Below are 23,534 nucleotides of genomic sequence, written 5' to 3'. Positions count from 1 at the left end.
GCCTGGCCAACCCTGCACTGCAGTGTCACAACCGGTGATCAACCTGGACGCGGTGGGTGTCGCGTACGGCGACACCCACGCACTGCGCGCCGTCGACCTTAGGGTCACCCCGCACGAACGAGTCGCTTTGCTCGGACAGAGCGGGGCGGGCAAGACCAGCTTGCTGGGGCTGTTGTCGGGGCTGGTCGGTCCGACCTCGGGCGAGCTGACCGTGCTGGGCGCCGACCCCACGAGCCTTCGCGGTCGGCGACTACGTGAACACCGAGCCCGCATCGGCTCGGTCGGCCAGCACCTGGACATGGCGCTGCCGCTGCGCGTGATCCACAACGTGAACGCGGGCCGTCTGGGCACGTGGTCTGCGGGTCGGGCCGCGTGGTCACTTGTGAGGCCGTCTGGCCGAGGCGAGGTTCTCGAAGCCCTCGAACAGGTCGGGTTGGCCAACCGCATCGACGACCGCACCGATTCGTTGTCGGGCGGGGAGCGCCAGCGGGTGGCATTCGCCCGCCTGCTGGTGCACAGGCCCGACCTGGCGTTGGCCGACGAGCCCACGTCATCGGTAGACCCCGACCTCGCCGACTCGCTGATGGGCATGTTGTGTGCCCCGGACAAACCGTGGACCGTCGTGGCCAGCATGCACGACCCAGACCTGGCGCTTCGCCACGCAGGCCGGATAGTGGGCCTGAAGGAAGGTGTGGTGGTCTTCGACCGGCCCACCGCTCAGGTATCGCGCACCGACATCGCCGGGCTCTACGAGCGCTCGCGATGACGCCGACCCGTACCGGCGTGCGCACCAGAGCCAGCAACCGCCGAACATCGTCCAGCGCCAGGCGGCGGGTGGCCATCGCCATGGCAGCGGCGCTGGTGTGGGCCACGTTCGAGGCCGGCGTGGGTTCTGAGGTGCTGAACGGGGGCGGCTGGCCGAGCTTCTGGCGCTTCTGGCGTGCGGTGATCAGCCCCGAGTTGTCGGTCGAGTTCCTGCGCCTGACAGCCGATGCGGCGCTGACCACACTGGGCTTTGCGGTACTGGGAACGGCTCTGTCTCTGCTGCTGGGTGCCGGCGGGGCCTTGTTGACTTCGGAGTTGGTCGCCGGAACCGGTGCGTGGCAGCGGTGGTGGCGCGCCGTCATGGTGATTCCGCGCGCGGTTCACGAGGTCCTGTGGGCCCTGTTGTTGATACAGGTGTTGGGGTTTGACCCGCTGGTAGCGGTCATCGCCATCGGCGTTCCGTTCGGTGCGGTGACCACGAAGGTGTTCGCCGAGACCATCGACGAGGCAGACCGCGCTCCGTATCACGCGCTGCGAGCCTGCGGTGCGGGTCGTCTGTCGGCACTGGCCTACGGCGTCTTGCCCAATATCGCAGGCGAACTGACCTCGTATGCGTTCTACCGCTTCGAGTGTGCGATCCGCTCGGCGGCGGTTCTGGGTGTGATCGGAGCCGGTGGTCTGGGGTTTCAGCTCGACCTCAGCTTCGAATCGCTGCGGTATCGAGAGATCTGGACCCTGGTCGCTGCGCTGATGTTGTTGAGCGGACTAGCCGACTGGTGGTCGGCCAGGGTCAGAACGTCGACGGTCACCAGCAACAGGTATTCGGTGCTGGCCGCAGTGGGTCTGATTCCTTTCTCGTGGTGGATCGTCGACCTCAGCGTGTCGTCGCTGTGGAGTGGGCGCACTCCCCGACTCGCGGCCGATCTGGTCGCCGACCTGTTTCCTCCCACCACCGGACCCGGCGGACTGGGCGAATTAATCGATGCATCGTTGGCGACGGTTGCCATGTCGGTGCTGAGCGTCGCAATCGCTGCCGGTGGCGCACTGCTGCTGGGGGCCGCGGCCGCACGCTCGCGGTTCACGACCTCGCGCCGGACGCTGAGATCAAGCCTGGTGGCTCCGGCGGCTCGACTGACGTTGCTGTTGTTTCGCGCCGTCCCCGCACCGGTGTGGGCATTCCTGTTCGTGTTGGTGCTGTACCCGGGCACCTGGCCCGGTGCGGTCGCGCTCGGTGTCTACAACCTGGGCGTGGTCGGTCGGCTGTTTGCCGAGACGTTCGAAGAGGCCGACCCGCACCCGGCCCGGCGCATCAGAGCATCTGGAGCGCCCGATACATCGGCGTTCTTGTACGGAACCCTGCCGGTGGCCGCCCCGCGCTTGGCATCGCTGACGCTGTACAGGTGGGAGGTGATGACCCGCGAGACCGTCGTGGTGGGTGTGGTCGGAGCCGGCGGCCTGGGCCAGCTGATCAACGAACATCTGGCGGCCCGCGATTTCGCTGCTGTCGCCGGTGCCCTGATGGCGATGGTCGTCATCGCGGTTGTCATCGACGGGGCCAGCTCGGTCATTCGCCGCGCCCTCCGATGAGGCATCCTCGGAGCGGTCAGGCGAGCGTCCGGCGAACGTCCACCGTCACCGTCAGGTCCGATCGGGTCGCTTCGGTGAACACCACTCCCCTCATCGGAACCACGTCGCCATAGTCGCGGCCACGAGCTGTGGTGATGTACCGCCCGCCCGCGAGCTGATCGTTGGTGGGGTCTATGCCGATCCAGGCGTCGGAGCCGAGATGCACCCCAACCCAGGCGTGGGTGCGGTCGGCGCCGACCAGCGTGGGGTGGCCCGCCGGCGGGTCGGTTTCGATGTAGCCGCTGACGTAGGCGGCCGCCAGACCGATCGACCTCAAGCAGCCGATCATCACGTGGGCGAAGTCCTGGCACACCCCGCGGCGCAGGTCGAGGACCCGCTCTAGCGGCGTGTCGGTTTGGGTGGCGTCGGCGTCGAACTCGAAGTCTCTGTGAATCCGACCGTTGAGGTCGAGAAGGCCAGACGCCAAGTCGGTATCCGCCGCAAACGACACCATCGCGTAGTCGGCCAACGCCTGCGAGCGCGTCACCCTGGGCGAGTCGAGCACGAACTCGACAGCATCGATGTCGCCGGGCGGGCGGGCCGTCGCCAGGTGTGACGTCCACACTCGTTCTGCAGCTTCGGGAAAACGCTCGTCGCGCCCCGAGCAGTCGACGAGCGAGCGGCTGGTCACGGTCAGCGACGAGTGTGGTTCGTGGATGGTGAACACTGCGGCCGCATTGCCGAAGTAGTCGGTTCGCTCAGACAAGAAGTCGGCCCGGGGCTCGATCGTCGCGGTTGCTTCGAGGCACACCTGTCCGTCGAGATCGGCGGGCATCTGGTGCAGTTGCCCATAGCTCGCCGACACTGCGGCGTCGTAGTCGTAGCGGGTGGTGTGGACGATCTCGTAGATCACGGTTGGCCGCCCGGTGTATAGGACGGTTCGAGGCGGGTCGCCAACGAGTGCTGCGGCAGCGACCGGATGAAGTACTGGGCCGAAAGAGCGTCGGAGGCATCGCGAAGCCGACCCAGCAGGACCCGGCACGTCTCGGTCAGAGCCACGCGACTGCCAGCCTGGTTTGGCGTGGCCAGTTTGGCGCACGACAGCCCGTCGACCAGACGGATGATGTCGTCGACGGCGTCGATGGCGGCACCCGAGACCATCGGCGAGACATCCAGAGCCGCCAGCGCCCGGGCCAGATGATCGACCTGGAACCGCAGCGACCTGGGGTTTCCCGCGTCGGTCAGCAGCAAATCGAGAACCGTCGAGACGGCGGCCCGAGAGCGGTATCGGCGGCGATAGGTGATGATGCTCTCGCCCACCGTCAACAACGACTCGAGTATCAGGCTCTCGGTCGATGCGGTTCGCTCGACAGCCAGCACCGCCTCGATCAAGCTCACCAGACCCACGGCTCGTTCGATGCGACGACCGGCCTCGGTGAAGTGCCAAGCACGGTCCCGGACCATCGATTCGTGGCTCAGGCCGGCGAACGCCAGCAACCCCTGCAGCATGTCGTTCAGCGCGTCGGTGGCGGCCTCCTCGTGATCGGGTTGCGACCGCAGCCGCTGCAGGCGATCGTCGAGCGACCCGACCACCACCCACGTGTCCACCGACATCTGGTCGCGGACACTGTCGATCGCTGACGCCATGCGACCCAGCGAGTGTGCGACCGCGCCAGGCCGATCGCCATCGACCAGCAGCCGCCACAGCTCGCTCTCGATGTCGCCCGGGCCCGCTGTTGTGGCGGGGACTGCACCGGTCACGAAGTTCACCGCGTCGACGATGGCTTGCAGCGCTGCGGCCCGGGGCCGGCATCGAGGCCCCCAAACTCGTCGAGGCGGCCGTGGGCGGCGCGCAGCAGCCGCACCGTGAACTCGCCGCGTTCGGCATAGCGACCCATCCAGAACAGATTCTCTGCTGCGCTGGCCGACGGCAGATCGGATGTGTTGGGGGCCGTGTGCAGATCGCCCAGCCAGTAGTCGCGCTCGACCTCGGCCGACCCTCCAACCACCCAGACGTCCTTGGACAGTGCCCCCGATCGGTTGGTGATCGGTCGACCCGAGTCGTCTGCGGCAACCCTGGCCATGCCACCGCTCATGACCAAATAGTCGTGGGTTCCGACCACGAAAGTGCGCAAGACTGCGGGCCTCGGAACCAGCCCGCCGGCACCCAGCGCCGGTGTGGTGGTGGGCTCGACCCGTTGTTGACCCACCCACCGCTGAGGTTCTGATGTGATGCGCGCTCGAAGGGCGTCGAGGTCGGCGGACGACATCATCGACGTATCGACCGAGTGGTCGAGCGAGCTGCGCGACAACGAGCGCACGACGATGTCGCCGAGACCCGAAACCGTTCGGACCAACCCTTCGTTGGTGCCACACCACCAGCTGTCGGGGCCCGGAAGTTCGAGGTCTTCACCCAGGACGGTTCTGCAAAGCCGAGGCAACAGCGACAAGAGCGCAGCGTTTTCCAGCACTCCAGCGCCGAGCGGATTGACAACGCTGACCACTCCCCTGCGACAGGCATCGAGCAGGCCGGGCACCCCCAACGTCGATTCGGGGTCTAGTTCGAGCGGGTCACATGAGGTGGCGTCGACCCGACGCAGGATGACGTCGACGGGCACCCTGTCGCCCACCGTGCGCAACCAGACCCGACCGTCGCTGACCCGCAGGTCTGACCCCTGAACGAGCGGATATCCCATCTGAGCAGCGATCGACGCGTGCTCGAAGGCCGTCTCCGAAAAGGGGCCCGGCGACAAGACCACTATCGAGGGATCGTCGACGCCCGCCGGTGCGACGGCCCGCATGGCCGAACGCAGGGCCCTCACGTAGGCAGCCAGGCGTTGCACGGTGGATCCGTGGAACAGCCTGGGGAACACCCGCGACACAACGCGGCGGTTCTCCATTGCATACGCCGCGCCGGATGGCGCCTGGGTGCGGTGGCTGAGGGCCAGCCAGCCTCGGTCGGCAGTGTTGACGAGGTCGGTGGCCGACACCACGAGTTGTCGCGGCGTCGGCAACCGGACTCCGTGGCAACCTCGCAAGAACTGTGGGTCCGACAACAGAACCGACGCCGGGATCGAGCCATCGCCGACCAACGACCGCGAACCGTAGATGTCGGTCATGATCAGGTCGAGCAACTCGGTTCGCTGCTTGACGCCCCGCTCTATTCGTTCCCATTGAGACCAAGGCAGCACCATCGGCACCGGGTCGAGCAGCCAGCTGCGTCCCCCCGCGTAGCTCTCACGGTGTGAACCGGGCGCCGCGTTGTAGGTGACTCCGTCGCGCTCGAGCAGGCGCTCGATTTCGCCGCGGCGCCTGTGAAGCTCGTCGATGCCCAACCGGTCGAGCCCTCGGGCGATGGGGTCCCAGTGGGCCCTGGGTCTACCGTCGGCTTCGACCAATTCGTCGCAACGATTCGCTACACCGAGCGCGTAGGGGTCGAGTAGAGATCGTTCGCTCTCGGTGTCTCGGAACGCCCCGGGGATTTCAGTACCTGTCGACATGAAGTGACGGCGATCGTAGAGCGAATTGTGGTGTTCGAGCGTCTCGTCACGTGAACCGCACGAGCTGTTCACAGACGCGTAACAGCGCCGAATCAGCTCGGAGAAACGAGGGCGATAGAACTCGTCGAGTGGTTTGGCCCGCGGACTACGACTCCGCTTCGACCTATGACGAGATGGTCGATCGATGGGGTCAGCCGCGTACCGGCTGCCACCACGTCGTTTCGCGGCTGGAGGCCCTGGGCGACGATCTCTTCGGACGCCAGGACGCGGCCGAGGCGGCCATCCGCTCGATGGGTGTCACGTTCACCCTCTATTCGTCCGACGGCAACATCGACAGAGCCTGGCCGGTCGACGTCATCCCTCGGGTCATCCCAAGCGGCGAATGGTCGAACATCTCACAGGGTCTGATCCAGCGGCTGAAGGCTCTGAACCTGTTCATCGACGACCTCTACCACGATCAGAACATCGTCGCGGATGGGGTGTTTCCGGGTGAGCTGTTGAACGACTCGGCGAACTTCAGGCCCCAGTGCCGGGGCGTGTCTCCCACGGGTGGGGTGTGGGCCCACATCAGCGGTTCTGATCTGGTCAGGGACGCCAACGGAGAGATGTTCGTGTTGGAGGACAACCTCCGGATCCCGTCGGGTGTGTCGTACATGCTGGAGAACCGGCAGGTCTCCAAGCGAGTGCTGGCCGACCTGTTCCGCGACCTCGACATATTGCCAGTCGACGGGTACACGGATCGATTGGGCTCGATGCTGCGAGCGCTGTCGCCGCGCGACGTCGACGAACCGGTCGTGTGTGTGCTGACCCCAGGTGTGTTCAACTCGGCCTACTACGAACACGTGCTGTTGGCCTCCAGAATCGGCGGTCACCTCGTCGAAGGTTCCGATCTGGTCGTCGACGATCGGGTGGTGTTCATGAAGACCGTCGGCGGCCTCGTGCGCGTCGACGTCATCTACCGGCGCGTCGACGACATGTGGCTCGACCCGGCCGTGTTCGAACCCCACTCGGTGCTGGGCTGCGCGGGCCTCATCGACGCATGGCGAGCGGGCAATGTGGCCATCGCCAACGCCCCCGGCGCCGGAGTTGCAGACGACAAGGTCGTCTACTCGTACGTTCCCGACATCATCGACTATTACCTGGGCGAGAAGCCGGCCATCGCCAACGTGCCCACGCTCAGATGCCTCGACCCCGAGCAGCGCGCCCACGTGCTCGACAACCTCGAGTCGCTGGTGTGCAAGCCGGCCAACGAGGCGGGCGGCAAGGGCGTGATCATCGGCCCCCACGCAACCGAAGCCGAGTTGGCGGCGCTAAAGGTCGAGATCGAGAGCGATCCACGCAACTGGATAGCCCAGCCGGTCTTGACCCTGTCGACGGCACCGACCATCTGTGATGGTGCGGTCGCCCCGAGGCACCTCGACCTGAGACCGTTCATCTTGTCGGGCCCCGAGCCCTACGTGTCGGTCGGTGGTCTGACCCGCGTGGCGCTGCGGGAAGGATCGCTCATCGTCAACAGCTCACAGGGCGGCGGCAGCAAGGACACCTGGATCGTCGATCCGGCCATCGGCCCCGAACAACTCCGAACAGCCCAGAACAACTCCGACCAAGCAGAGTCACCCCAATGAGGGAGAAGAACCAATGAGACGACCCCCACTCCACATGTTGTTGTCGAGAGTGGCCGAGAGCGCCTACTGGGCGGGCCGCTACATAGAGCGAGCCGAGGGCACGGCCCGGCTGATCAAGACGCACGCAGACCTCATCGTCGACCTGCCTCGCGAAGCCACTGTGGGCTGGAGTCCGCTGCTGGCTCTGTTGGGTTTCGACGACGCGTTCTTGACCCGCCGCGACCAGACCGTCGGCGAAGAATCGGTGGTCGCCCTGCTGACGACCGACGCCACCAACCCCAGCTCGGTCCGCTCGTGTATAGCGTCGGTCCACCAGAACCTGCGGGTAGCGCGTGCCGTCATGCCGGTGGAGGCCGTCGAGATCCTCACCGATCTGCACAACTTCGTGGAAGCGACGGGCGAGGCTTCCCTGGACCGCCGCACCAGAGGTTCGTGGCTGGCGAAGATCATCCGCGACTGTCAGACGCTGTCGGCAGCGCTGGCCGACACGATGAGCCACGACGACGCCTATTGCTTCTTCACCATCGGCCGCCAGCTCGAGCGAGCCGATCTGACCACACGGGTCATAGACACCCATCAGGGCGTGTTGACCCGCCGGGTTTCCCCGGCTCTCGAGCCCTATGTCGATTTGTGTTGGGCCTCGTCGCTCTTGTCGGTCAGTGCCCTTCAGCCGTTCAGGCGCACCGGTGTGGCCAGTTCGGCCGAAGCCACCGTCGACTTCCTGCTGAACGACAGCCGATGCCCCCGAACCGTCGAACACTGCTTGGTCGAGGCAGCCCGCTGGCTGCTCGAGATTCCCGGGCACGAGCTTGCGATGGCGTCGTGTGCGTCGGCCCAGAAGCTGCTGCAGGAAGCCGAACCCGCAGTGCTGATCGACGGCGACCTGCACGGTTTCATCGACGATCTGCAGCTGGCGCTTGCCTCTGTGCACTCGGAGATGGCCGCTACGTGGTTCGATCCTGCTCCAATGCGAATCGCGTCCTGACAACCCGAGGGTTCGGCTCGGCCGACGATGCGACATCTCTGCCAGACTGTCATCGATGTTCGGGATCATCACCGGTAGCGGCTTCTACGACATAGCCGAACTGGCCAACCGGTCGGTCACCCCGATCGACACCCCATATGGCAAGGCGGTGGTAACCACCGGCACATGGCGCGAACGACCGGTGGTCTTCCTGCCTCGCCATGGGTCCGACCACTCGGTCCCACCTTCGGCCATCAACTATCGGGCCAACATCTGGGCCCTGCGCGAGGTCGGAGCAACATCGATCGTCGCCACCGCTGTCAGCGGCGCGATTCGAGGCGACCTGTCGGTCGCAGACCTGGTGATCATCTCAGACTTCCTCGACTTCACTTCGGGGCGACAGGCGACCTTCTTCGACGGCGTCGTCGAACCGTTCGACGCGGCTCGCCACCACACCGACATGACCCACCCCTACGACCCCCAACTGCGCTCGACATTGCTGCGAGCCGCCAGTCTGGAAGGCATCGCGGTGGTGGATGGCGGCGTGTATGCAACCACCAACGGTCCACGCTTCGAGACACCCGCCGAGATCGCCATGATGAGAGCGCTCGGAGCCGACCTGGTAGGGATGACGGGCTACCCCGAGGTGGCGCTGGCCCGCGAGGCCGCCATCCCCTATGCGTCGATAGGCATCGTGTCCAACCCCGCCGCCGGCACCACCACCGCCGCCGGGCCGGTCGAGCTGAGCGCAGACGACATCTTCTCGATGGTTAGCTCGGTCACCGAACCGCTGCATCGGCTGGTGGCCCGCACCATGGAACTGCTCGCGTGACCGATCAGACCGAACACGACGTCATCGCCACAGCCCAGGCCATGAACCAGCGCGGCATCAACTCGGGCATGGCAGGCAACGTCTCGGTTCGCTGCGCCGACACGATGCTGATAACACCGTCCAGCACGCCGTACGCCGACCTGACGCCCGCCGACATCATCGAGATGGACTTCGACGGACGATGGACGGGGGCCGAAGGCCGCCGGCCCAGCTCCGAGTGGCGGTTCCACCTCGACATCTATCGGGCCCGGCCAGAGGTGCAAGCGGTTGTTCATGCCCACCCGGTGAACGCCACGGCGTTGGCGGTTCACGGCCGAGGTATGGGCCCGTTCCACTACATGGTCGCCGTGGCGGGTGGGCGCGACATCCGCTGTGCCGCCTATGCAACATTTGGAACCGCCGAGTTGTCCGCCAATGTCGTCGCCGCCCTGCAAGGTCGGCGAGCCGCTCTGATGGCCCATCACGGCCTGGTCGCCGTGGGCCACAGCGCGGCCCAGGCCCTCGACCTGGCCGTCGAGGTCGAGACCCTGGCAGCCCAGTATCTGGCAGCACTGGCCCTCGGCGAGCCGCCAGAGCTGACAGACGAACAGATGGCCGAGGTGCTCGAGAAGATGTCCGCCGGACCCGGCTACGGAAGCAGCAGATGAGCACCATCACCTACGCCGACGGCGTCGTCACATTGATAGACCAGACCCGGCTGCCGCACGACGAGGTCTACCTGTCGATCGGCGATGTGGCCACCCTGGTCGACGCCATCAAGCGACTGGCGGTGCGCGGCGCCCCCGCCATCGGCGTGGCAGGCGCATACGGGGTGGTCCTGGCCGCAAAGCAACACCATCCGCGGCACGACCCTGACGGCTTCGAAGCCGCAGTGCGATCTCTGCGAAACGCCAGGCCAACGGCGGTGAACCTGGCTCGCATGGTCGATCGCGTAGCAGCGGTGGCCCGCCAAGACCCCTCTGGCGCCGAGGCCGAGGCCAACGCCGTGCGGGCCGAGGAACTCGCGGCGTCGTCGGCGATGGGCGAGCTCGGCGCCGACCTGGTGCTCGAACTGGTCGGTCGCACACCGGTGCGCATCATGACCATCTGCAACACCGGTGGGCTCGCAGCCGTCGAACGAGGCACCGCGCTTGCCGTTGTTCAGACGCTTCACGAGCGAGGGGTACTGGGTGAGGCCCTTCCTTTGGAGACCCGACCCCTGCTTCAAGGCGCCAGGCTGACCACCTGGGAGCTTCAGCGAATGGGTGCCCCCTTTCGGCTGCTGGTCGATTCGGCCGGCCCCTTCCTGTTGGCGCGTGGCGCTGCCGATGCGGTGCTGATCGGAGCCGACCGGGTCGCGGCCAACGGCGACACCGCCAACAAGATCGGCAGCTTCAGCCTGGCGCTGGCTGCAGCTCACGCCGGCGTTCCGTTCATCGTGGTGGCCCCGGAGTCGACCATCGACATGCACACACCATCGGGCGCAGATATCGACATCGAAGACCGCGGACCAGTCGAGGTGGCGTCGGTCATGGGGCACCCGACAGCGCCGCAGGGTATCGACGCCATAAACCCAGCTTTCGATGTGACACCTGCGGCGATGATCACCGCACTGGTCACCGACACCAGGGTCGTCCGCTTCGATCTCGGCCAGGTGCTGGGCTGATCGCCGCAGACGAAATAGTCGCTTGTGCCGATCCGTTCTTAACGTTACGCTCCGTTACGTAACGGAACCTAACTCCCCTGCCGAGGAGCACCCATGAGCAGCAAACACGAAGCCCAAACTCTGAGCCGGTACGCGGCGGTCGTGAGCCTGCGTCTGCTGCCCGACTGGTTGGCCCTCGACCGGGCCCAGCGCCAGGCCAAGGCCGCGCTGCTCTACGACGTCGTCGACCGATACAGCGGCGACGTCGACGTCACCTGGTTCGACGCCGACGCCCTGGGCACCGGATACTCCGACTGGGTGCTTTGCGCATTCGATTCGCTCGATCGTTATCACTCGCTTTGGGAGGAACTGCGCGATCTCGAGTTCTTCCATCACCCATACGCCGAGATCGTCAGCGTTCAGCTGGGGTTGGCCAACGGATACAAACGATTCGAGGCCGGTGCGCTGTGAGCGGCTCGCGCATCGGTCGGCCCAGGCTGGCAGAGGTAGACGAAGCCATCGGCTCGGCCACCCAGAGCCTGCTGGCCGAGGTCGGCTATTCAGACCTCACCATCGACGAGGTGGCCCGCCGAGCCGGCGTGGGCAAACCGACGGTCTATCGCCGGCACGCATCCAAGGCCCAACTGGTCGCATCGGTGCTGCACAGGTCGCTCGAGCACGCCAACCCCGAAACTCCCGACACCGGCGACCCGGCCCTCGACCTGCGCCAGCTCCTGACAAACCTGGCCAGGGCTCTCACTCAGACGCTGTTTGGCCCGGCGGTGGTCGAGGTGATCGCACCGGCGAGGCACAACGCTGACCTCGAGGCGCTCTTCGACACCGTGACGTCCGAACGACGGCGTCTGATGCACTCGGTTCTGGCAGACGCGCACCGGTCGAGCCGGCTGCGGGCCATCGACGTCGAAACGGCGGTTGACATGACCCTGGGTGCCATCTACTTCAGGTTCATGTTCTCCAAAGGCCCGCTCGACGCCGACTTCATCGACGGGCTGGTGTGGTCGGTTGTTCGCGACGACCCGGCAGTTCAGCGATGACAGCAGACGACCATCCTGCGGTTCACGCGCTTCACGTCAGCGACGAGCACACCTTCTCCAAGCGCGCCGTCGACTCCGCTGAGCTGTTGGCCGGTATCGGAGTCATCGGCGATGCGCATGCCGGGCCGACAGTGAAACATCGATCGAGGGTGCGTGCCGATCCAACGCAGCCCAATCTGCGCCAGGTACACCTGATACCTGCCGAACTGTTCGACGAGTTGGCGGCGCACGGCTACGACGTGGGTCCAGGCGATCTCGGCGAGAACATCACCACCAAAGGCATCGACCTTCACCAACTCTCGACAGGCGCCATTGTCAGGGTCGGGTCCGAAGTGATCCTGGCGCTGACGGGCCTGCGCAACCCGTGCGGTCAGATCGAGAACTTCATGCCCGGTCTGCTCGGTCGGGTGCTGTATCGAGATGATCACCTCGGCACGGTTCGCCGAGCTGGTGTCATGGCGGTAGTCATCAACGGCGGGTCGGTGCGAGTTGGCGACCCGATCGCGGTTTGTTCACCCCCAGGTCCCGCAATTGCATTGAGGCGAGTCTGAGGACCGCGGCACGACCTGCGGACTGCAGCAGCACCGCGGTTAGATTGGTCGGCCATGACTTCGCTTCGCACCGACGCCGCATACGGTCGCGGCCTTGCCACCCGCACCCCAGACGGCACCATCCTCGACGCCTGGTTCCCCGTGTTGGGCCTGGGCCAGGCACCCGCCGACGCCGCTTCACAGTTCGACTTCGCCTCGGCGTGCACCGTCGACCAGCTTCGCAACGTCGAGGTCTACGAGGTCGCCTGCGACATCGCCAGCCTGGCCGACCCCATCGCCGATGCCGTCGACGCCTACCTGCGCCTGCATCTGCTGTCCAACCGCTTCGTCCAGCCGCGAACCATCAACCTCGATGGCATCTTCGGCATCCTCAACAACGTCGCATGGACCACCGCCGGACCGGTCGCAATAGGCGAACTCGACGCCGCCAAGCTGCGCCACCGAGCGGCCGGCAAGCCGCTGAACGTGCTTGGGGTCGACAAGTTTCCCCGCATGGTCGACTACGTGACGCCCTCGGGGGTGCGCATCGCCGACGCCGACCGGGTGCGCCTGGGCGCCCACCTGTCAGAGGGCACGACGGTGATGCACGAGGGGTTTTGCAACTTCAACGCCGGCACATTGGGCACGGCGATGGTAGAGGGACGCATCAGCGCCGGAGTGGTCATGGGCGATGGCTCAGACCTGGGCGGCGGCGCGTCGGTTATGGGCACTCTGTCGGGTGGCGGCACCGAGGTGATCTCCATCGGCGAGCGCTGCCTGGTGGGCGCCAACGCCGGCATCGGGATATCTCTGGGCGACGATTGCGTAGTGGCAGCCGGCTGCTACGTGACCGCAGGCTCCAAGGTCACCCTTCCCGACGGAACCGTCGTCAAGGGCAAGGAACTCAGCGGGGTGAACAACCTGATGTTCTGGCTGAACACCGAGACCGGCCGCCTCGAGGCCCGTCCGCGCAGCGGAACCTGGGGCGAGTTGAACGTCGAGCTGCACGCCTCGAACTGAGCCCTCGGGCCGGGCAACGCCGCGTCAGATGCTCGACTGCAGATAGCGCTCGATGCCGATCTGCTCGATGACGTTCAGCTGGGTCTCGATCCAGTCGAGGTGCTCTTCTTCGGCGACGACCAGGCCTTCCAGCAGTTCGCGAGTGCCTGGGTCGCCCTCTTCCAAGGCCAGCACAACACCGCGCCTGTAGCGCTCGATCGCCGCCTCCTCGAGGGCCTTGTCGACCTGGAATTGTTCTAGCGGTGTCTCACCCACCATCACGTGTCCCAGCCTCTGCAGGTTGGGCATGCCGTCGAGCATCAAGATGCGATCGATCAGCTTCTCGGCGTCGGTCATCTCCTCGATCGACTCTTCGCGGTACTTGGCCGCGAGCTTCGTGAAACCCCAGTTCTCGCAGAGCTTGTAGTGGGCGAAATACTGGTTCACGGCCGTCAGCTCTGCGGTGAGAGCCTCGTTCAGGAACTCGATGATCTTCGGTGATCCCTTCATCGAACCGACCCTATACCGCTTCGCCGACGGCCGGAACGACCGGTGCCTCGACCAGCGACTCGACGATGGGTCGACACGTGCCACAGTCGAAGCCGACCCAGCACTTGGATGCCACCTCGTCGTAGGTCGTGGCGCCCGCCGCGACGGCATCGCGAATGTCGGAGTCGCTCACGACAGCACAGTGGCAAACGATCATCACACTCTCCCCTCGCCTGGGCGACCAACCGGGTTAGGTTTGCTTAACTGTACGAGGCGGCGGGCGCGCCGACAACGCGTCAGACCGGCGGCGGCCGCCGATAGGGTCGACCCATGACCGAGGCCGACCTCCCAGACGAGCTCATCAACCGGGTCACCTGGAAGATCCCCAACGCTCTCGCGCTGGTCGGGTCGGCCGCCGGGGGCCGACGCAATGCCATGACCACCAGCTGGATCACGCAGGTGTCGATGGAACCGGTGATGATCGCCGTGGGCGTCGACAACAGCGCCGTTACGCACCAGCTGATCTCCGAGGGCGGCTCGTTCACCGTCAACTTGTGGGATGCCGACAACACCAGGGTGTTCGTCAAGTTCTCGAAGCCGGCCGAAGACGACGGCACATCGCTTAACGGGTGGCCGGTGCACTCCGAAGCCACGGGTGCCCCGGTGTTCGACGACGCCTTGGCCTGGATGGACTGCCAGGTGCGCCAGAGCTACGACATGGGCACCCACACGCTGTTCGTCGGCGAGCTGGTCGCAGCCGACATCGTCGACGACGAGAAGCGGGTCGCTTCGATGTCCGACACCCGCATGAAGTACGGCGGGGTCAAGCGGCATTGAACTTCGCGGTCACCATTCGAGCCCAGGACGTAGACGTCGAGCAGATCTCGTCTGCGATCAATGGTGACGGGCTGGGCCCTTGGGACTACGCCCAAGCGGTCATCATCTTCGCCGCGGCGCTGGTGCTGTCGCGGCTGGTGAAGTTGGCGGTCAAGCGGCTGGTCAGCCGCGGCCGGGCCGACGCGTTCCTGGGCGACCTGCTCGGACGTGTCACCGGCTACGTCATCATCACCTTTGGTCTGGTCTATGCGCTGGAGTCGTTGGGAATCGCGGTTGGTCCAGTGCTTGGCGCCCTCGGCATCATCGGCATTGCCGTGGCGTTCGCCCTTCAGGACATCCTCGAGAACTTCGTCGCCGGCATCATCTTGCAGGTTCGGCGCCCGTTCGGCCCCGACGACGAGATCGTGGCCGACGGCCAAGAGGGTCGGGTGTTGGCCATCGATGCGCGTACCGTCACCGTGCGCACACCCGACGGCGAGACGGTGCGCATTCCCAGCGCGTCCGTCATCAAGAACCCGATCACCAACCACACCCAGTTGGGTCGTCGGCGCACCACGGTGGCCGTCGGCGTCGCCTATGGCACCGACCTCCGCCACGCCACCGAGGTGACCCGCTCCGCGGTCGTCGGTTGCAGTGGCGTGCTCGACACTCCCCGGGTCGAGGTCTACGTCGAGGGGTTCGGCTCGTCGTCGATCGACCTGGCCGTGCGCTATTGGCACCAGCCCAGCATCGCCGAACTGTGGCGAGTCAGGCACAACGTCAATGTGGCCATCGCCGAGGCCTACGAAGAAGCCGGAATCGAGATCCCGTTCCCCCAACGGGTGCTGCACTTTCCGCCCGATTCCGCAAACATCGACGACCAGCAGCGCTAGCGGGTGTCGAGCCAGCGCCAACCGTCGGTGTCGTCCATCACCAGTCGGTGCATGGTGCCGGCAGCGTCGACCTCGCCGCTGTCGTAGCCCGCGTCTCCCGGGTACATGCACACCCGCACCCCCGACGCCGTTTGGCCCAGCCTGGTTGCATAGAACAGCGGCCCGTCGCTGGCCATGACCGACTCGACCGACCTATGCCGTGCCAGCGCGAACAAGGTCACGAACGTTGGGGTCACCAATGAGATGTTGCCCGCGTCGCGCTCTGCCATGGCGCGCTGGGGCGCAAACCACCGGTGCTCGTGGACCTCACCACCATCGATCTCGACGCTGCCTGGTGGCACCGGCGCGGCGAAGAACCACGTCGAGAACCTGGCGGGCGAATCGGCGGGCGGAAGCCAGTGGCTCAGCCAGGTCAGCGAGTTGGGGTCGAGGGCTAGCCCCACCTCTTCCCTCGTCTCTCGCACCGCTGCCGCCCGGGCCGCCGGCAACGGATCTGGCGCCGTGCCGGGCGGAACATCTTCTGGTTCGATCACACCGCCCGGAAAAGCCCACATGCCACCGAACGCTGTCTTCGAGTTGCGCCGGATCATCAGCACCTCGACGCCGTCGGGTGTGTCGCGCAGCAGAACTGCTGTGGCCGCCGGCCGAGCCGGCCGCGGCGAGTCGGCGTGGTCGATGATGTCGATGGGCGGCAAGGGCCTGGGGGGACGGTCGGGCGCGGTCACCCGACAATGATGTCGCCAAGCGCCGGGTCAACCAAACGCCCGGCGATACGCCGAGGGGCTGGTACCCACCACCCTGCCGAAGTGGTGGCGCAGCGTCGCCGCCGAACCAAAGCCGCACAAGATTGCGATGCGCTCGATCGAGAACTCGGTCGCCTCGAGCAACCGCTGCGCCTCTTGCACCCGCTGGTGGAGGATCCAGCGGTGTGGGCTGGTGCCGAACTGCGAGCGGAATCGCCTGGCGAACGTTCGCGCAGACATCGAAGCCCGGTCGGCGAGATCGTCCACGGTCAGGCGCTGATCGAGGTTTGTCAGGCACCACTGAGCCACCGCAGCCAGCGAGCCGTCGCCGCTGAGGTCGTCGGGTGGGCGGTTGATGAACTGGGCCTGGCCACCCTCGCGGTGGGCGGGCATGACCAGGCGACGTGCAACCGAGTTGGCGACGTCGGCTCCGAAGTCGCGGCGTATCAGATGGATGCCCAAGTCGAGTCCTGCCGCGCTGCCAGCCGAGGTCAGCACCGTGCCGTTGTCGATATACAACACATCGGGTCTGACATCGATGGCCGGGTACATCTGGGCCAGCAAGTCGGTGTAGCGCCAGTGTGTGGTCGCCTGCAGACCATCCAGCAGCCCGGTGGCGGCCAACACGAACACGCCCGAGCAGATCGACATCACCCGCGCCCCGTTGTGGTGGCCCTCCACGATGGCCGCTTTCAACTCGTCGGGCACGGGCTGGTGCACGTCGCGCCATCCCGGCACCACGATGGTTCCCGCAGACGACAGCACCTTCAGGTCGTTCGCGGCGGCCATGGTGACCCCGCCCAACGACCGCAACGGCGCCGAATCGACCCCCACCACCGAGAACTCGTACCAATCGAAGTCGAACTCGGGCCGGGGCAGGCCGAACAGTTCGCTGGCGATGCCGAACTCGAACAGACAGAGCCCGTCGTAGGCCAGCGCAACGACGCTGCGGTTGTTCGGGCGCATTGGCAGGATCTTATTGATCATTGGCATTCGAGCCACTGTCGCAGAGCGGGTCGGCTCCTTCAACATGTGCACATGTCGAAATCCGTTGTCACCGCTCACCCGGCCGCCGCCCCTGCAGATGCCATCGAGCACTTCGCCGCCCTGCTCGGCTTCGAGACCGATTGCTGGGACGTGCACGAGGTGCTGTCGGCGGGCGAGGCCGACTTCGTGCTTGTGGATGTCAGGGGCAAGGGGGCCTGGGAGCAGGGCCACATCGCAGGCGCGGTACACATTCCGCACCGCGAACTCGGCAGCGGTGTGCTCGACGAGTATCCGGACGAGACCGTGTTCGTGGTCTACTGCGCCGGACCCCACTGCAACGGCGCCGACCGCGCCGCTTTGAGGCTGGCCCAAGCCGGCAGGCCGGTCAAGAAGATGATCGGCGGCGCCACAGGCTGGCTCGACGGGGTTCGAGCTGGTCCGCGGCTGAGCCTGGGCTTCGGGCTGGGCGGCGCCAGTGCACCGGGTCAGTTCAACGCAGAACCCCGGCGCGGCAGCCCAGCAGCCACATAAGCCCGATCGATGACCAGCATCGTTGCGACAGAGTCGGCGCCACCCGTGGGCACGGCGACCCCGTTGCGCACGGCATCGACGAACGCCGCCATCTGATGCTGGTAGGTGGTGAGCCCCTCGACGGTCTCGGTCGACGACCGGCCGTTCAGCTCGATGTCGATGCGGTTGCCCATGTGAGGCGCCAGCGGGTTGTGAACCACGAACCTGCCGTTTGGACCCTCGACCGCCAGATGTGCCGCGAACTCGTCGTCCATGCTGGTCGACACATGAGCCACGCACCCGCCCGAGAACTCGAGCCACAGCTCGGTTTGGGAGTCGACCAGCTCGCTTCCGGTCGGAGCGTGTGTGCGCATGCGGGCCTGGATGTTCGTGGGCTCGGCCCGGGCCGCGAACCGGGTCCACTGAACCGGATAGCAGCCGAGGTCCATCAGGGCGCCGCCCGAGAGTTCCCATGACCGGCGCACCGCGTCGTCGGCGGGCACAGGTGCATTGAACAACGCATCGATGCGAGTCGCCCCGCCCACCGCGTCGACCAGCTCGTCGATACGCGTCGCCATGGGGTGATAGCGCCAGTGGAAGGCCTCGACGAGCACCCGCCCCTCGTTGCGACCCACAGCCACCATCTCGGCGGCCTGGGCTGCGTTGGAAGCAAAGGGCTTCTCGCACAACACGTGCTTGCCGGCCTGAAGCGCGGCGATTGTCCACTGGTGATGGAGGCTTATGGGCAACGGATTGAAGATGGCGTCGATGTCGTCGCGGGCCAGGACGTCTTCGTAGGTGTCCTCCACCGAGGCGATCGAGTGCTCGGCGGCATGTTGCTGGGCTCGGCCTCGGTCGCGGGCAGCGATGGCCACCAGCTCGACGTCTGGATTGGTGGCCACCGGGTGGTAGAGCGCGCTCGCCGAGATCTTGGCCGCGCCAAGCACCCCCATCCGCAGCGGCGGCAGCTCGGCCATGTCAGGCCCCTGTCGACTGGAGTGTTCGCCACACCCTCTGCGGCGTCACCGGAATGTCGACGTGCCTGACACCCAGATGAGACAGGGCGTCGACCACCGCGTTCTGCACCGCCGGGCCGGCACCGATGGTGCCCGACTCGCCGATGCCCTTGGACCCCAGGGGGTTGCGGTCTGTCGGTGTCTCCTGAACCAGGCGCTCGAAGCTGGGCAGCTCGGCCGCCGAGCCAAGCGCATAGTCCATGAAGTTGGCCGTCAGAGGGTTTCCGTCTTCGTCGTAGACGAACTCTTCCATCAGGGCATGGAGCGCTCCGGATGCGATGCCGCCGTGCACCTGACCTTCGACGATCATCGGGTTGACGATGGTGCCGGCGTCGTCGCAGGCGACATAACGAACTATCTCGACACCACCGGTTCCGGGATCGACCTCGACCACACACAGGTGCACACCAAAGGGAAAGGTCGCACCGCCCGGCGTGAAGTCGGCCTCGGCCTGCAGCGGCGCGCCCTCGGACTGTTCGATGTGGGTGGCGATGTCGGCCCACCCTGTCGAAACCGCCGGAGTTCCGGCAACCGAGAACGAGCCAGTGTCGGTGTCGAGGACGATGTCGGCTGGGTTCGCCTCCAGCAGAGCGGCAGCCGCGTGCTTGGCCTTCTCGACGACGGCCTCGGTCGCCTCCCACACCGCGCTGCCACCGGCCTGCAACGAACGCGAGCCGCCCGTGCCACCGCCTCGTTTCACCTCGTCGGTGTCGCCGTGGCGAACCTCGATGCGGTCGAACGGAATGCCGGTGAGGTCAGCAGCCAGCTGTGCGAACGAGGTGTGGTGACCCTGGCCATGGGCCGACGAACCCGTCAGCACCAACGCACTGCCGTCGTTGTTGATCTGGATGCTGCCGAACTCACCCGACCCCATCGGGTTGGCGATCTCGACATAGGCCGACCAACCCAGCCCGAGTTGCTTGGCGGCAGGGTCGCTGCGTCGACGGGCCTGTTCTGCCCTGAGCTGCTCGTAGCCGGCCGCCGACATCACGGCGTCCAGGGCCTTTTCGTATTGCCCAGAGTCCATGGCTGCGCCGGTGGGGCTCGTGAACGGAAAGGCCTCGGGGGCGACGAAGTTGCGCCTGCGAAGCTCGGCGGGATCCATGCCGATCTCGGCGGCGTACATGTCCATCATGCGTTCGATGGTGAGGGCCGCCTCGGGCCGACCCGCTCCCCGGTACGCACCCATCGGAACGGTGTTGGTGACCACAGACCTGGATGCGACATCGACCTTGGGAATGTCGTATACGCCGGTGGCCATGACGCTGCCGAAGAACGGCAACACCGACCCGATGGCCGGGTAGGCGCCGGCGTCGGCCAGGATCCGCACCTCGAGCGATGTCACGTTGCCATCACGGCTGCCACCGATGCGAGCGTCGACGGTCCAGCCGCGACCGTGCACCAGGCCGGTCATGCTCTCCGAGCGCGTCTCGGTCCACCGAATCGGTCGATCGAGATCCCTGGCGATGGCCGCCACCACCAGGTCCTCTGGATAGGCACCACTCTTGGCACCGAAACCGCCGCCCACGTCTGGGGTGATGACGTGAACCTGGTCCTTGTCGACGCCCAAACCTGCGGCCAGTGCGTCTCGCGCCCCGTGCGGGAACTGGGTGCACGACCACTGTGTGAGCCTGGGGCGGCCGTCTTCACCGGCCGACCACGACGACACAGTCGATCGGGGTTCTATGGGGCAAGGCGCCTGACGGTGGTTCTTGTAGTGCAGGCCGACCGTGACCTCGCAGTCGGCGAAGATGTCGTCCTGGTTGGCCGAAGGCATCGCCAGGCTGGTGTTGGTTCCCGCGTCGGCGAACAACAGCAGCTCGTCGGTGGCCGAGCGACTCACGTCGACCAGGGCCTCGAGAGGTTCGTAGTCGACAAACACCATCTCGGCAGCGTCGACCCCCTGGGCCCGCGTTTGGCTGACGATGGCCACGATGGGCTCGCCCACGAACCGCACCCGGCCCCGGGCCATCACCGGTCGACCCATCGACGCGTTGATCATGGGGTTACCCGGTGCCATGTCGTTGAGGCCCAGGTCGTCGACGGTGTAGACGGCCACGACGCCCGGCATGTCGCGGGCTTCGCTGACGTCGACATCGGCCAGTTCTGCGTGGGCCATCAGCGAACGCACGAACGTCACGAACAGCGAATCGGACGGTGCCAGGTCGTCGACATACCTGCCTCCGACGGTCAACAGTTCGGGATCTTCCTTGCGGACGACCCGGGTTCCGATCATGCTCACTGGCGCTCCCCCATCGGCTCGATCGCCGACGGCACGCCGGCCCCTCAAACCTAGCGGTGCATCGGCTCGCGCACGCGGTGTACGTTCGCTCCATGAGTCAGAACCTGCGTCTTTACACCAGAGCCCTGTACGGATTCGACCACGTGGTGCGCCTGGCCCCGCCAGAAGCCTGGTCGAACGAGTCACCTTGCGAGGGCTGGACGGCCCGTCACGTTATTGGCCACGTCAACGCCGTGCAACGCTATGTCGAGTCGTTGATCGAAGGCCGCGAGCCCACCATGAGCCCGATGCAAGACCTCGAGCGCAACGCAGGCGACGACCCGGCGGCAACGTGGGCCGCAACTCTCGAGTCGCTGCTGGCCGCCCTGGATCAGCCGGGCGTTCTGCAACGGGTGGTCCAGAGCTTCTGGGGTGAGATAACGGTCGACGACGGCATCGGACGTCTGCTGGGCGACGTCACCATCCATTCCTGGGACCTGGCCCGGGCCTTCGGCGTAGACGATCGCCTCGACCCCATACTGGTCGAGGCGGTGACCGCGGCCATGGCGCCCAACGCCGACAATCTGGCATCGTCTGGCATGTTCGCCGCACGCGTAGACGTTGGCGACGACGCAGATGCGCAGGCCCAGCTGTTGGCCATGTCGGGTCGCCGGCCCTGATGGGTGGGCCCGACTCCACCCGGTACTGGCGGTCCAATCGTGTCGAGATGAGGGCCGCGGGGTTCGACCCCGACCGGACCCGCGCCCTCGACCTGATAGTCACGGTCGCCAGCCCGTTCACCAACGCCCACCGCTGCAACAACCGCGTGGGCCAACTCGCAGACCTGGCCATGTCGGCGCTGGCCGAGGTTGGGGCCCAGGGCCTGCTGGTCGGAACCCCTGCCGTTTCCGACGCACTTACGCAGGGCACCCCCAACGCTGGTTTCAGCCTGGTGTCGCGCGACCTGATAGCCGACTGCATCGAGCTGGGGCATCGGGCCCACCACGCCAATGCGATGCTGGTGATCTCGGGCTGTGACAAGGTCGGGGCGGCCGCCATGATGCCCCTGGCGCGCACCAACGACTTCGGTCTGGTGGTTTACCCCGGCACCAGCTCGCCGGGTTCGGTGGCCATCCAGCCGTGGGCCTCGAAGGGCAACAACCTGACGATCCTCGACTATGCCGAGGCGCGCGCCGCACACGAGGCGGGGCGCATCTCCAGCACAGACCTCGAACAGGTCGAGAGTTGCATCATGCCGGGCAGCGGCACATGCGGAGCGATGTTCACGGCCAACACCATGAGCACCATCACCGAAGCCATGGGCATGATGCTGCCGCTGGGGGCCTCACACCCCGCCGACCACAACGCGGCAGGCCCCGTGCACCCGGACGTGGTGTCGCAAGTACACGCGTCGGTGCTGGCCCTGACCCACCTGGTCGAAGCCGGCATCAGGCCCCGAGACATCATGACGTTGGCAGCGTTCGAGAACGCCATAGTCACCGCGTACGCGATGGGCGGATCGACAAACCTCTACCTGCACCTGCTGGCGATAGCCCGTGAGGCAGGGGTGTCACTGACGGTCGACCACATTCAGGCGGTCGGCGAGAAGGTACCGCTGATAGGCAACCTGCAGCCCCACGGCCCCTACGCCATGGTCGCCCTGCACCAGCTGGGCGGTGTACCGGTGGTGATGCGCGAACTGCTCGACGCGGGCTTGCTTCACGGCGACGCCATGACGGTCACCGGTCGCACCCTGGCCGAGAACCTCGCCGATACGCCGACCCTGGCCGAGCTGGGCCAGCAGGACATAGTGCGGCCCGTCACCAACCCGTTGGCGCCGCCCAACAACCACATCAGCGTGCTGAAGGGCAACCTGGCGCCAGACAGTTGTGTGCTAAAGCTCGGCGGCAAGACCCTCGAGCGAGGTCGGTTCCGCGGGCCGGCCCGGGTCTTCGACAGCGAGCCCGAGGCCATGGCCGGTATCAAGTCTGGTGCCGTTCGGCCGGGTGGCGTGGTGGTGGTGCGCAACGTGGGCCCGGTGGGCGGAGCCGGAATGCCCGAGATGGTGATGCTGACCATCCAGCTGCAGGGACGAGGTCTGGGGTCAGACGTCGCGTTGATAACCGACGGCCGCTTCTCGGGGGTGTCGCACGGCATCCTCATAGGGCACATATCGCCCGAGGCCGCCACCGGCGGGCCTCTGGCCGCCGTGCGCGACGACGACATCATCGTCATCGACCCAACCGCTCGAACGCTCGATGTCGAGCTGAGCGACGAGGAACTGGCCGAGCGGATGTCGCACTGGGTGCCGCCACAAAGCCACGTCGACCTTGGCAGTGTGCGCGGCAAGTGGATGCGCCTCGTCTCATCGGCACACCACGGCTGCGTGCTCTAGGCCA

General features: G+C 66.3%; 25 protein-coding genes. 16 read left to right on the top strand and 9 right to left on the bottom strand.

Features of this window, described 5'->3' with window-relative positions; translation table 11 throughout:
* Nucleotides 1-22: 22 nt before the first annotated feature.
* Both R2770_02630 and R2770_02625 read left to right on the top strand, forming a co-directional pair.
* The gene (locus R2770_02630; GenBank protein MEZ5279341.1) at nucleotides 23-766 is read left to right on the top strand and encodes an ATP-binding cassette domain-containing protein; all 744 of its coding nucleotides are present in this window, start codon (nucleotides 23-25) and stop codon (nucleotides 764-766) included.
* Nucleotides 763-2,352, top strand: a complete 1,590-nt coding sequence (locus R2770_02625) for an ABC transporter permease subunit (GenBank protein MEZ5279340.1) — start codon at nucleotides 763-765, stop codon at nucleotides 2,350-2,352. Before R2770_02630 ends, R2770_02625 begins: the two co-directional genes overlap by 4 nt.
* Nucleotides 2,353-2,368: 16 nt before the next feature.
* Here R2770_02625 and R2770_02620 read toward each other — a convergent pair whose 3' ends face one another.
* The 3 genes from R2770_02620 to R2770_02610 are packed head-to-tail and all read right to left on the bottom strand — an operon-like array spanning nucleotide 2,369 to nucleotide 5,831.
* A complete protein-coding gene (locus R2770_02620; GenBank protein ID MEZ5279339.1) occupies nucleotides 2,369-3,244 on the bottom strand; it encodes a transglutaminase family protein in 876 nt (291 codons plus the stop codon).
* The gene (locus R2770_02615) at nucleotides 3,241-4,101 is read right to left on the bottom strand and encodes an alpha-E domain-containing protein (protein ID MEZ5279338.1); all 861 of its coding nucleotides are present in this window, start codon (nucleotides 4,099-4,101) and stop codon (nucleotides 3,241-3,243) included. Before R2770_02615 ends, R2770_02620 begins: the two co-directional genes overlap by 4 nt.
* Nucleotides 4,098-5,831 (bottom strand): circularly permuted type 2 ATP-grasp protein, encoded by a 1,734-nt coding sequence (locus tag R2770_02610; protein MEZ5279337.1) that lies wholly within the window; start codon nucleotides 5,829-5,831, stop codon nucleotides 4,098-4,100. The genes R2770_02615 and R2770_02610 overlap by 4 nt, the downstream gene beginning before the upstream one ends.
* Nucleotides 5,832-5,959: 128 nt before the next feature.
* On the opposite strand from R2770_02610, the gene R2770_02605 reads away from it, so the two are divergent.
* From R2770_02605 to dapD, 9 genes are all read left to right on the top strand, one after another.
* Nucleotides 5,960-7,456, top strand: a complete 1,497-nt coding sequence (locus tag R2770_02605; protein MEZ5279336.1) for a circularly permuted type 2 ATP-grasp protein — start codon at nucleotides 5,960-5,962, stop codon at nucleotides 7,454-7,456.
* Nucleotides 7,457-7,469: 13 nt separating this feature from the next.
* On the top strand, nucleotides 7,470-8,441 hold the full coding sequence (locus R2770_02600) for an alpha-E domain-containing protein (GenBank protein MEZ5279335.1): 972 nt from the start codon (nucleotides 7,470-7,472) through the stop codon (nucleotides 8,439-8,441).
* A gap of 55 nt (nucleotides 8,442-8,496) precedes the next feature.
* On the top strand, nucleotides 8,497-9,252 hold the full coding sequence (locus R2770_02595; GenBank protein MEZ5279334.1) for an S-methyl-5'-thioinosine phosphorylase: 756 nt from the start codon (nucleotides 8,497-8,499) through the stop codon (nucleotides 9,250-9,252).
* The gene (locus R2770_02590) at nucleotides 9,249-9,899 is read left to right on the top strand and encodes a class II aldolase/adducin family protein (GenBank protein MEZ5279333.1); all 651 of its coding nucleotides are present in this window, start codon (nucleotides 9,249-9,251) and stop codon (nucleotides 9,897-9,899) included. Before R2770_02595 ends, R2770_02590 begins: the two co-directional genes overlap by 4 nt.
* Complete coding sequence (gene mtnA / locus R2770_02585; GenBank protein MEZ5279332.1) at nucleotides 9,896-10,897, top strand: S-methyl-5-thioribose-1-phosphate isomerase; 1,002 nt, start codon at nucleotides 9,896-9,898, stop codon at nucleotides 10,895-10,897. The genes R2770_02590 and mtnA overlap by 4 nt, the downstream gene beginning before the upstream one ends.
* A gap of 93 nt (nucleotides 10,898-10,990) precedes the next feature.
* Nucleotides 10,991-11,347 (top strand): darcynin family protein, encoded by a 357-nt coding sequence (locus tag R2770_02580; GenBank protein ID MEZ5279331.1) that lies wholly within the window; start codon nucleotides 10,991-10,993, stop codon nucleotides 11,345-11,347.
* Nucleotides 11,344-11,931, top strand: coding sequence for a TetR/AcrR family transcriptional regulator (locus R2770_02575; protein MEZ5279330.1), 588 nt, complete (start codon nucleotides 11,344-11,346; stop codon nucleotides 11,929-11,931). Before R2770_02580 ends, R2770_02575 begins: the two co-directional genes overlap by 4 nt.
* Entirely contained in the window at nucleotides 11,928-12,482 is a 555-nt protein-coding gene (locus R2770_02570) for an MOSC domain-containing protein (protein MEZ5279329.1), read from the top strand. The genes R2770_02575 and R2770_02570 overlap by 4 nt, the downstream gene beginning before the upstream one ends.
* A gap of 54 nt (nucleotides 12,483-12,536) precedes the next feature.
* A complete protein-coding gene (gene dapD / locus R2770_02565) occupies nucleotides 12,537-13,481 on the top strand; it encodes a 2,3,4,5-tetrahydropyridine-2,6-dicarboxylate N-succinyltransferase (GenBank protein ID MEZ5279328.1) in 945 nt (314 codons plus the stop codon).
* 24 nt (nucleotides 13,482-13,505) lie between these two features.
* Here the strand turns inward: dapD and bfr are convergent, their stop codons facing one another.
* A complete protein-coding gene (gene bfr, locus R2770_02560) occupies nucleotides 13,506-13,970 on the bottom strand; it encodes a bacterioferritin (GenBank protein MEZ5279327.1) in 465 nt (154 codons plus the stop codon).
* Between the two features lie 10 nt (nucleotides 13,971-13,980).
* A complete protein-coding gene (locus tag R2770_02555; GenBank protein MEZ5279326.1) occupies nucleotides 13,981-14,166 on the bottom strand; it encodes a (2Fe-2S)-binding protein in 186 nt (61 codons plus the stop codon).
* Nucleotides 14,167-14,279: 113 nt separating this feature from the next.
* Here R2770_02555 and R2770_02550 point away from each other — a divergent pair, with 113 nt between their 5' ends.
* A complete protein-coding gene (locus R2770_02550; protein MEZ5279325.1) occupies nucleotides 14,280-14,786 on the top strand; it encodes a flavin reductase family protein in 507 nt (168 codons plus the stop codon).
* On the top strand, nucleotides 14,783-15,658 hold the full coding sequence (locus R2770_02545; GenBank protein MEZ5279324.1) for a mechanosensitive ion channel family protein: 876 nt from the start codon (nucleotides 14,783-14,785) through the stop codon (nucleotides 15,656-15,658). The genes R2770_02550 and R2770_02545 overlap by 4 nt, the downstream gene beginning before the upstream one ends.
* Here the strand turns inward: R2770_02545 and R2770_02540 are convergent.
* Both R2770_02540 and ftrA read right to left on the bottom strand, forming a co-directional pair.
* Nucleotides 15,655-16,383 (bottom strand): NUDIX hydrolase, encoded by a 729-nt coding sequence (locus R2770_02540; protein ID MEZ5279323.1) that lies wholly within the window; start codon nucleotides 16,381-16,383, stop codon nucleotides 15,655-15,657. The two genes, R2770_02545 and R2770_02540, sit on opposite strands and share 4 nt — an antisense overlap.
* A gap of 27 nt (nucleotides 16,384-16,410) precedes the next feature.
* Entirely contained in the window at nucleotides 16,411-17,394 is a 984-nt protein-coding gene (gene ftrA, locus R2770_02535; GenBank protein ID MEZ5279322.1) for a transcriptional regulator FtrA, read from the bottom strand.
* Nucleotides 17,395-17,439: 45 nt separating this feature from the next.
* Here ftrA and R2770_02530 point away from each other — a divergent pair, with 45 nt between their 5' ends.
* Entirely contained in the window at nucleotides 17,440-17,919 is a 480-nt protein-coding gene (locus tag R2770_02530) for a rhodanese-like domain-containing protein (protein ID MEZ5279321.1), read from the top strand.
* Here the strand turns inward: R2770_02530 and R2770_02525 are convergent.
* The gene (locus R2770_02525) at nucleotides 17,874-18,875 is read right to left on the bottom strand and encodes a Gfo/Idh/MocA family oxidoreductase (GenBank protein MEZ5279320.1); all 1,002 of its coding nucleotides are present in this window, start codon (nucleotides 18,873-18,875) and stop codon (nucleotides 17,874-17,876) included. The genes R2770_02530 and R2770_02525 overlap by 46 nt on opposite strands.
* A 1-nt stretch (nucleotide 18,876) precedes the next feature.
* Nucleotides 18,877-21,150 (bottom strand): xanthine dehydrogenase family protein molybdopterin-binding subunit, encoded by a 2,274-nt coding sequence (locus R2770_02520; GenBank protein ID MEZ5279319.1) that lies wholly within the window; start codon nucleotides 21,148-21,150, stop codon nucleotides 18,877-18,879.
* 98 nt (nucleotides 21,151-21,248) lie between these two features.
* On the opposite strand from R2770_02520, the gene R2770_02515 reads away from it, so the two are divergent.
* Complete coding sequence (locus R2770_02515; GenBank protein MEZ5279318.1) at nucleotides 21,249-21,815, top strand: TIGR03086 family metal-binding protein; 567 nt, start codon at nucleotides 21,249-21,251, stop codon at nucleotides 21,813-21,815.
* Nucleotides 21,816-21,862: 47 nt separating this feature from the next.
* Nucleotides 21,863-23,530, top strand: a complete 1,668-nt coding sequence (locus R2770_02510; protein MEZ5279317.1) for a dihydroxy-acid dehydratase — start codon at nucleotides 21,863-21,865, stop codon at nucleotides 23,528-23,530.
* The last annotated feature ends 4 nt before the right edge of the window (nucleotides 23,531-23,534 follow it).

It is taken from the genome of Acidimicrobiales bacterium, assembly GCA_041394185.1.
Classification (GTDB): domain Bacteria; phylum Actinomycetota; class Acidimicrobiia; order Acidimicrobiales; family Poriferisodalaceae; genus JAAETH01.
Note: the sequence above shows the minus strand (reverse complement) of the source record. Positions and strands in the feature narration are given on the sequence as shown.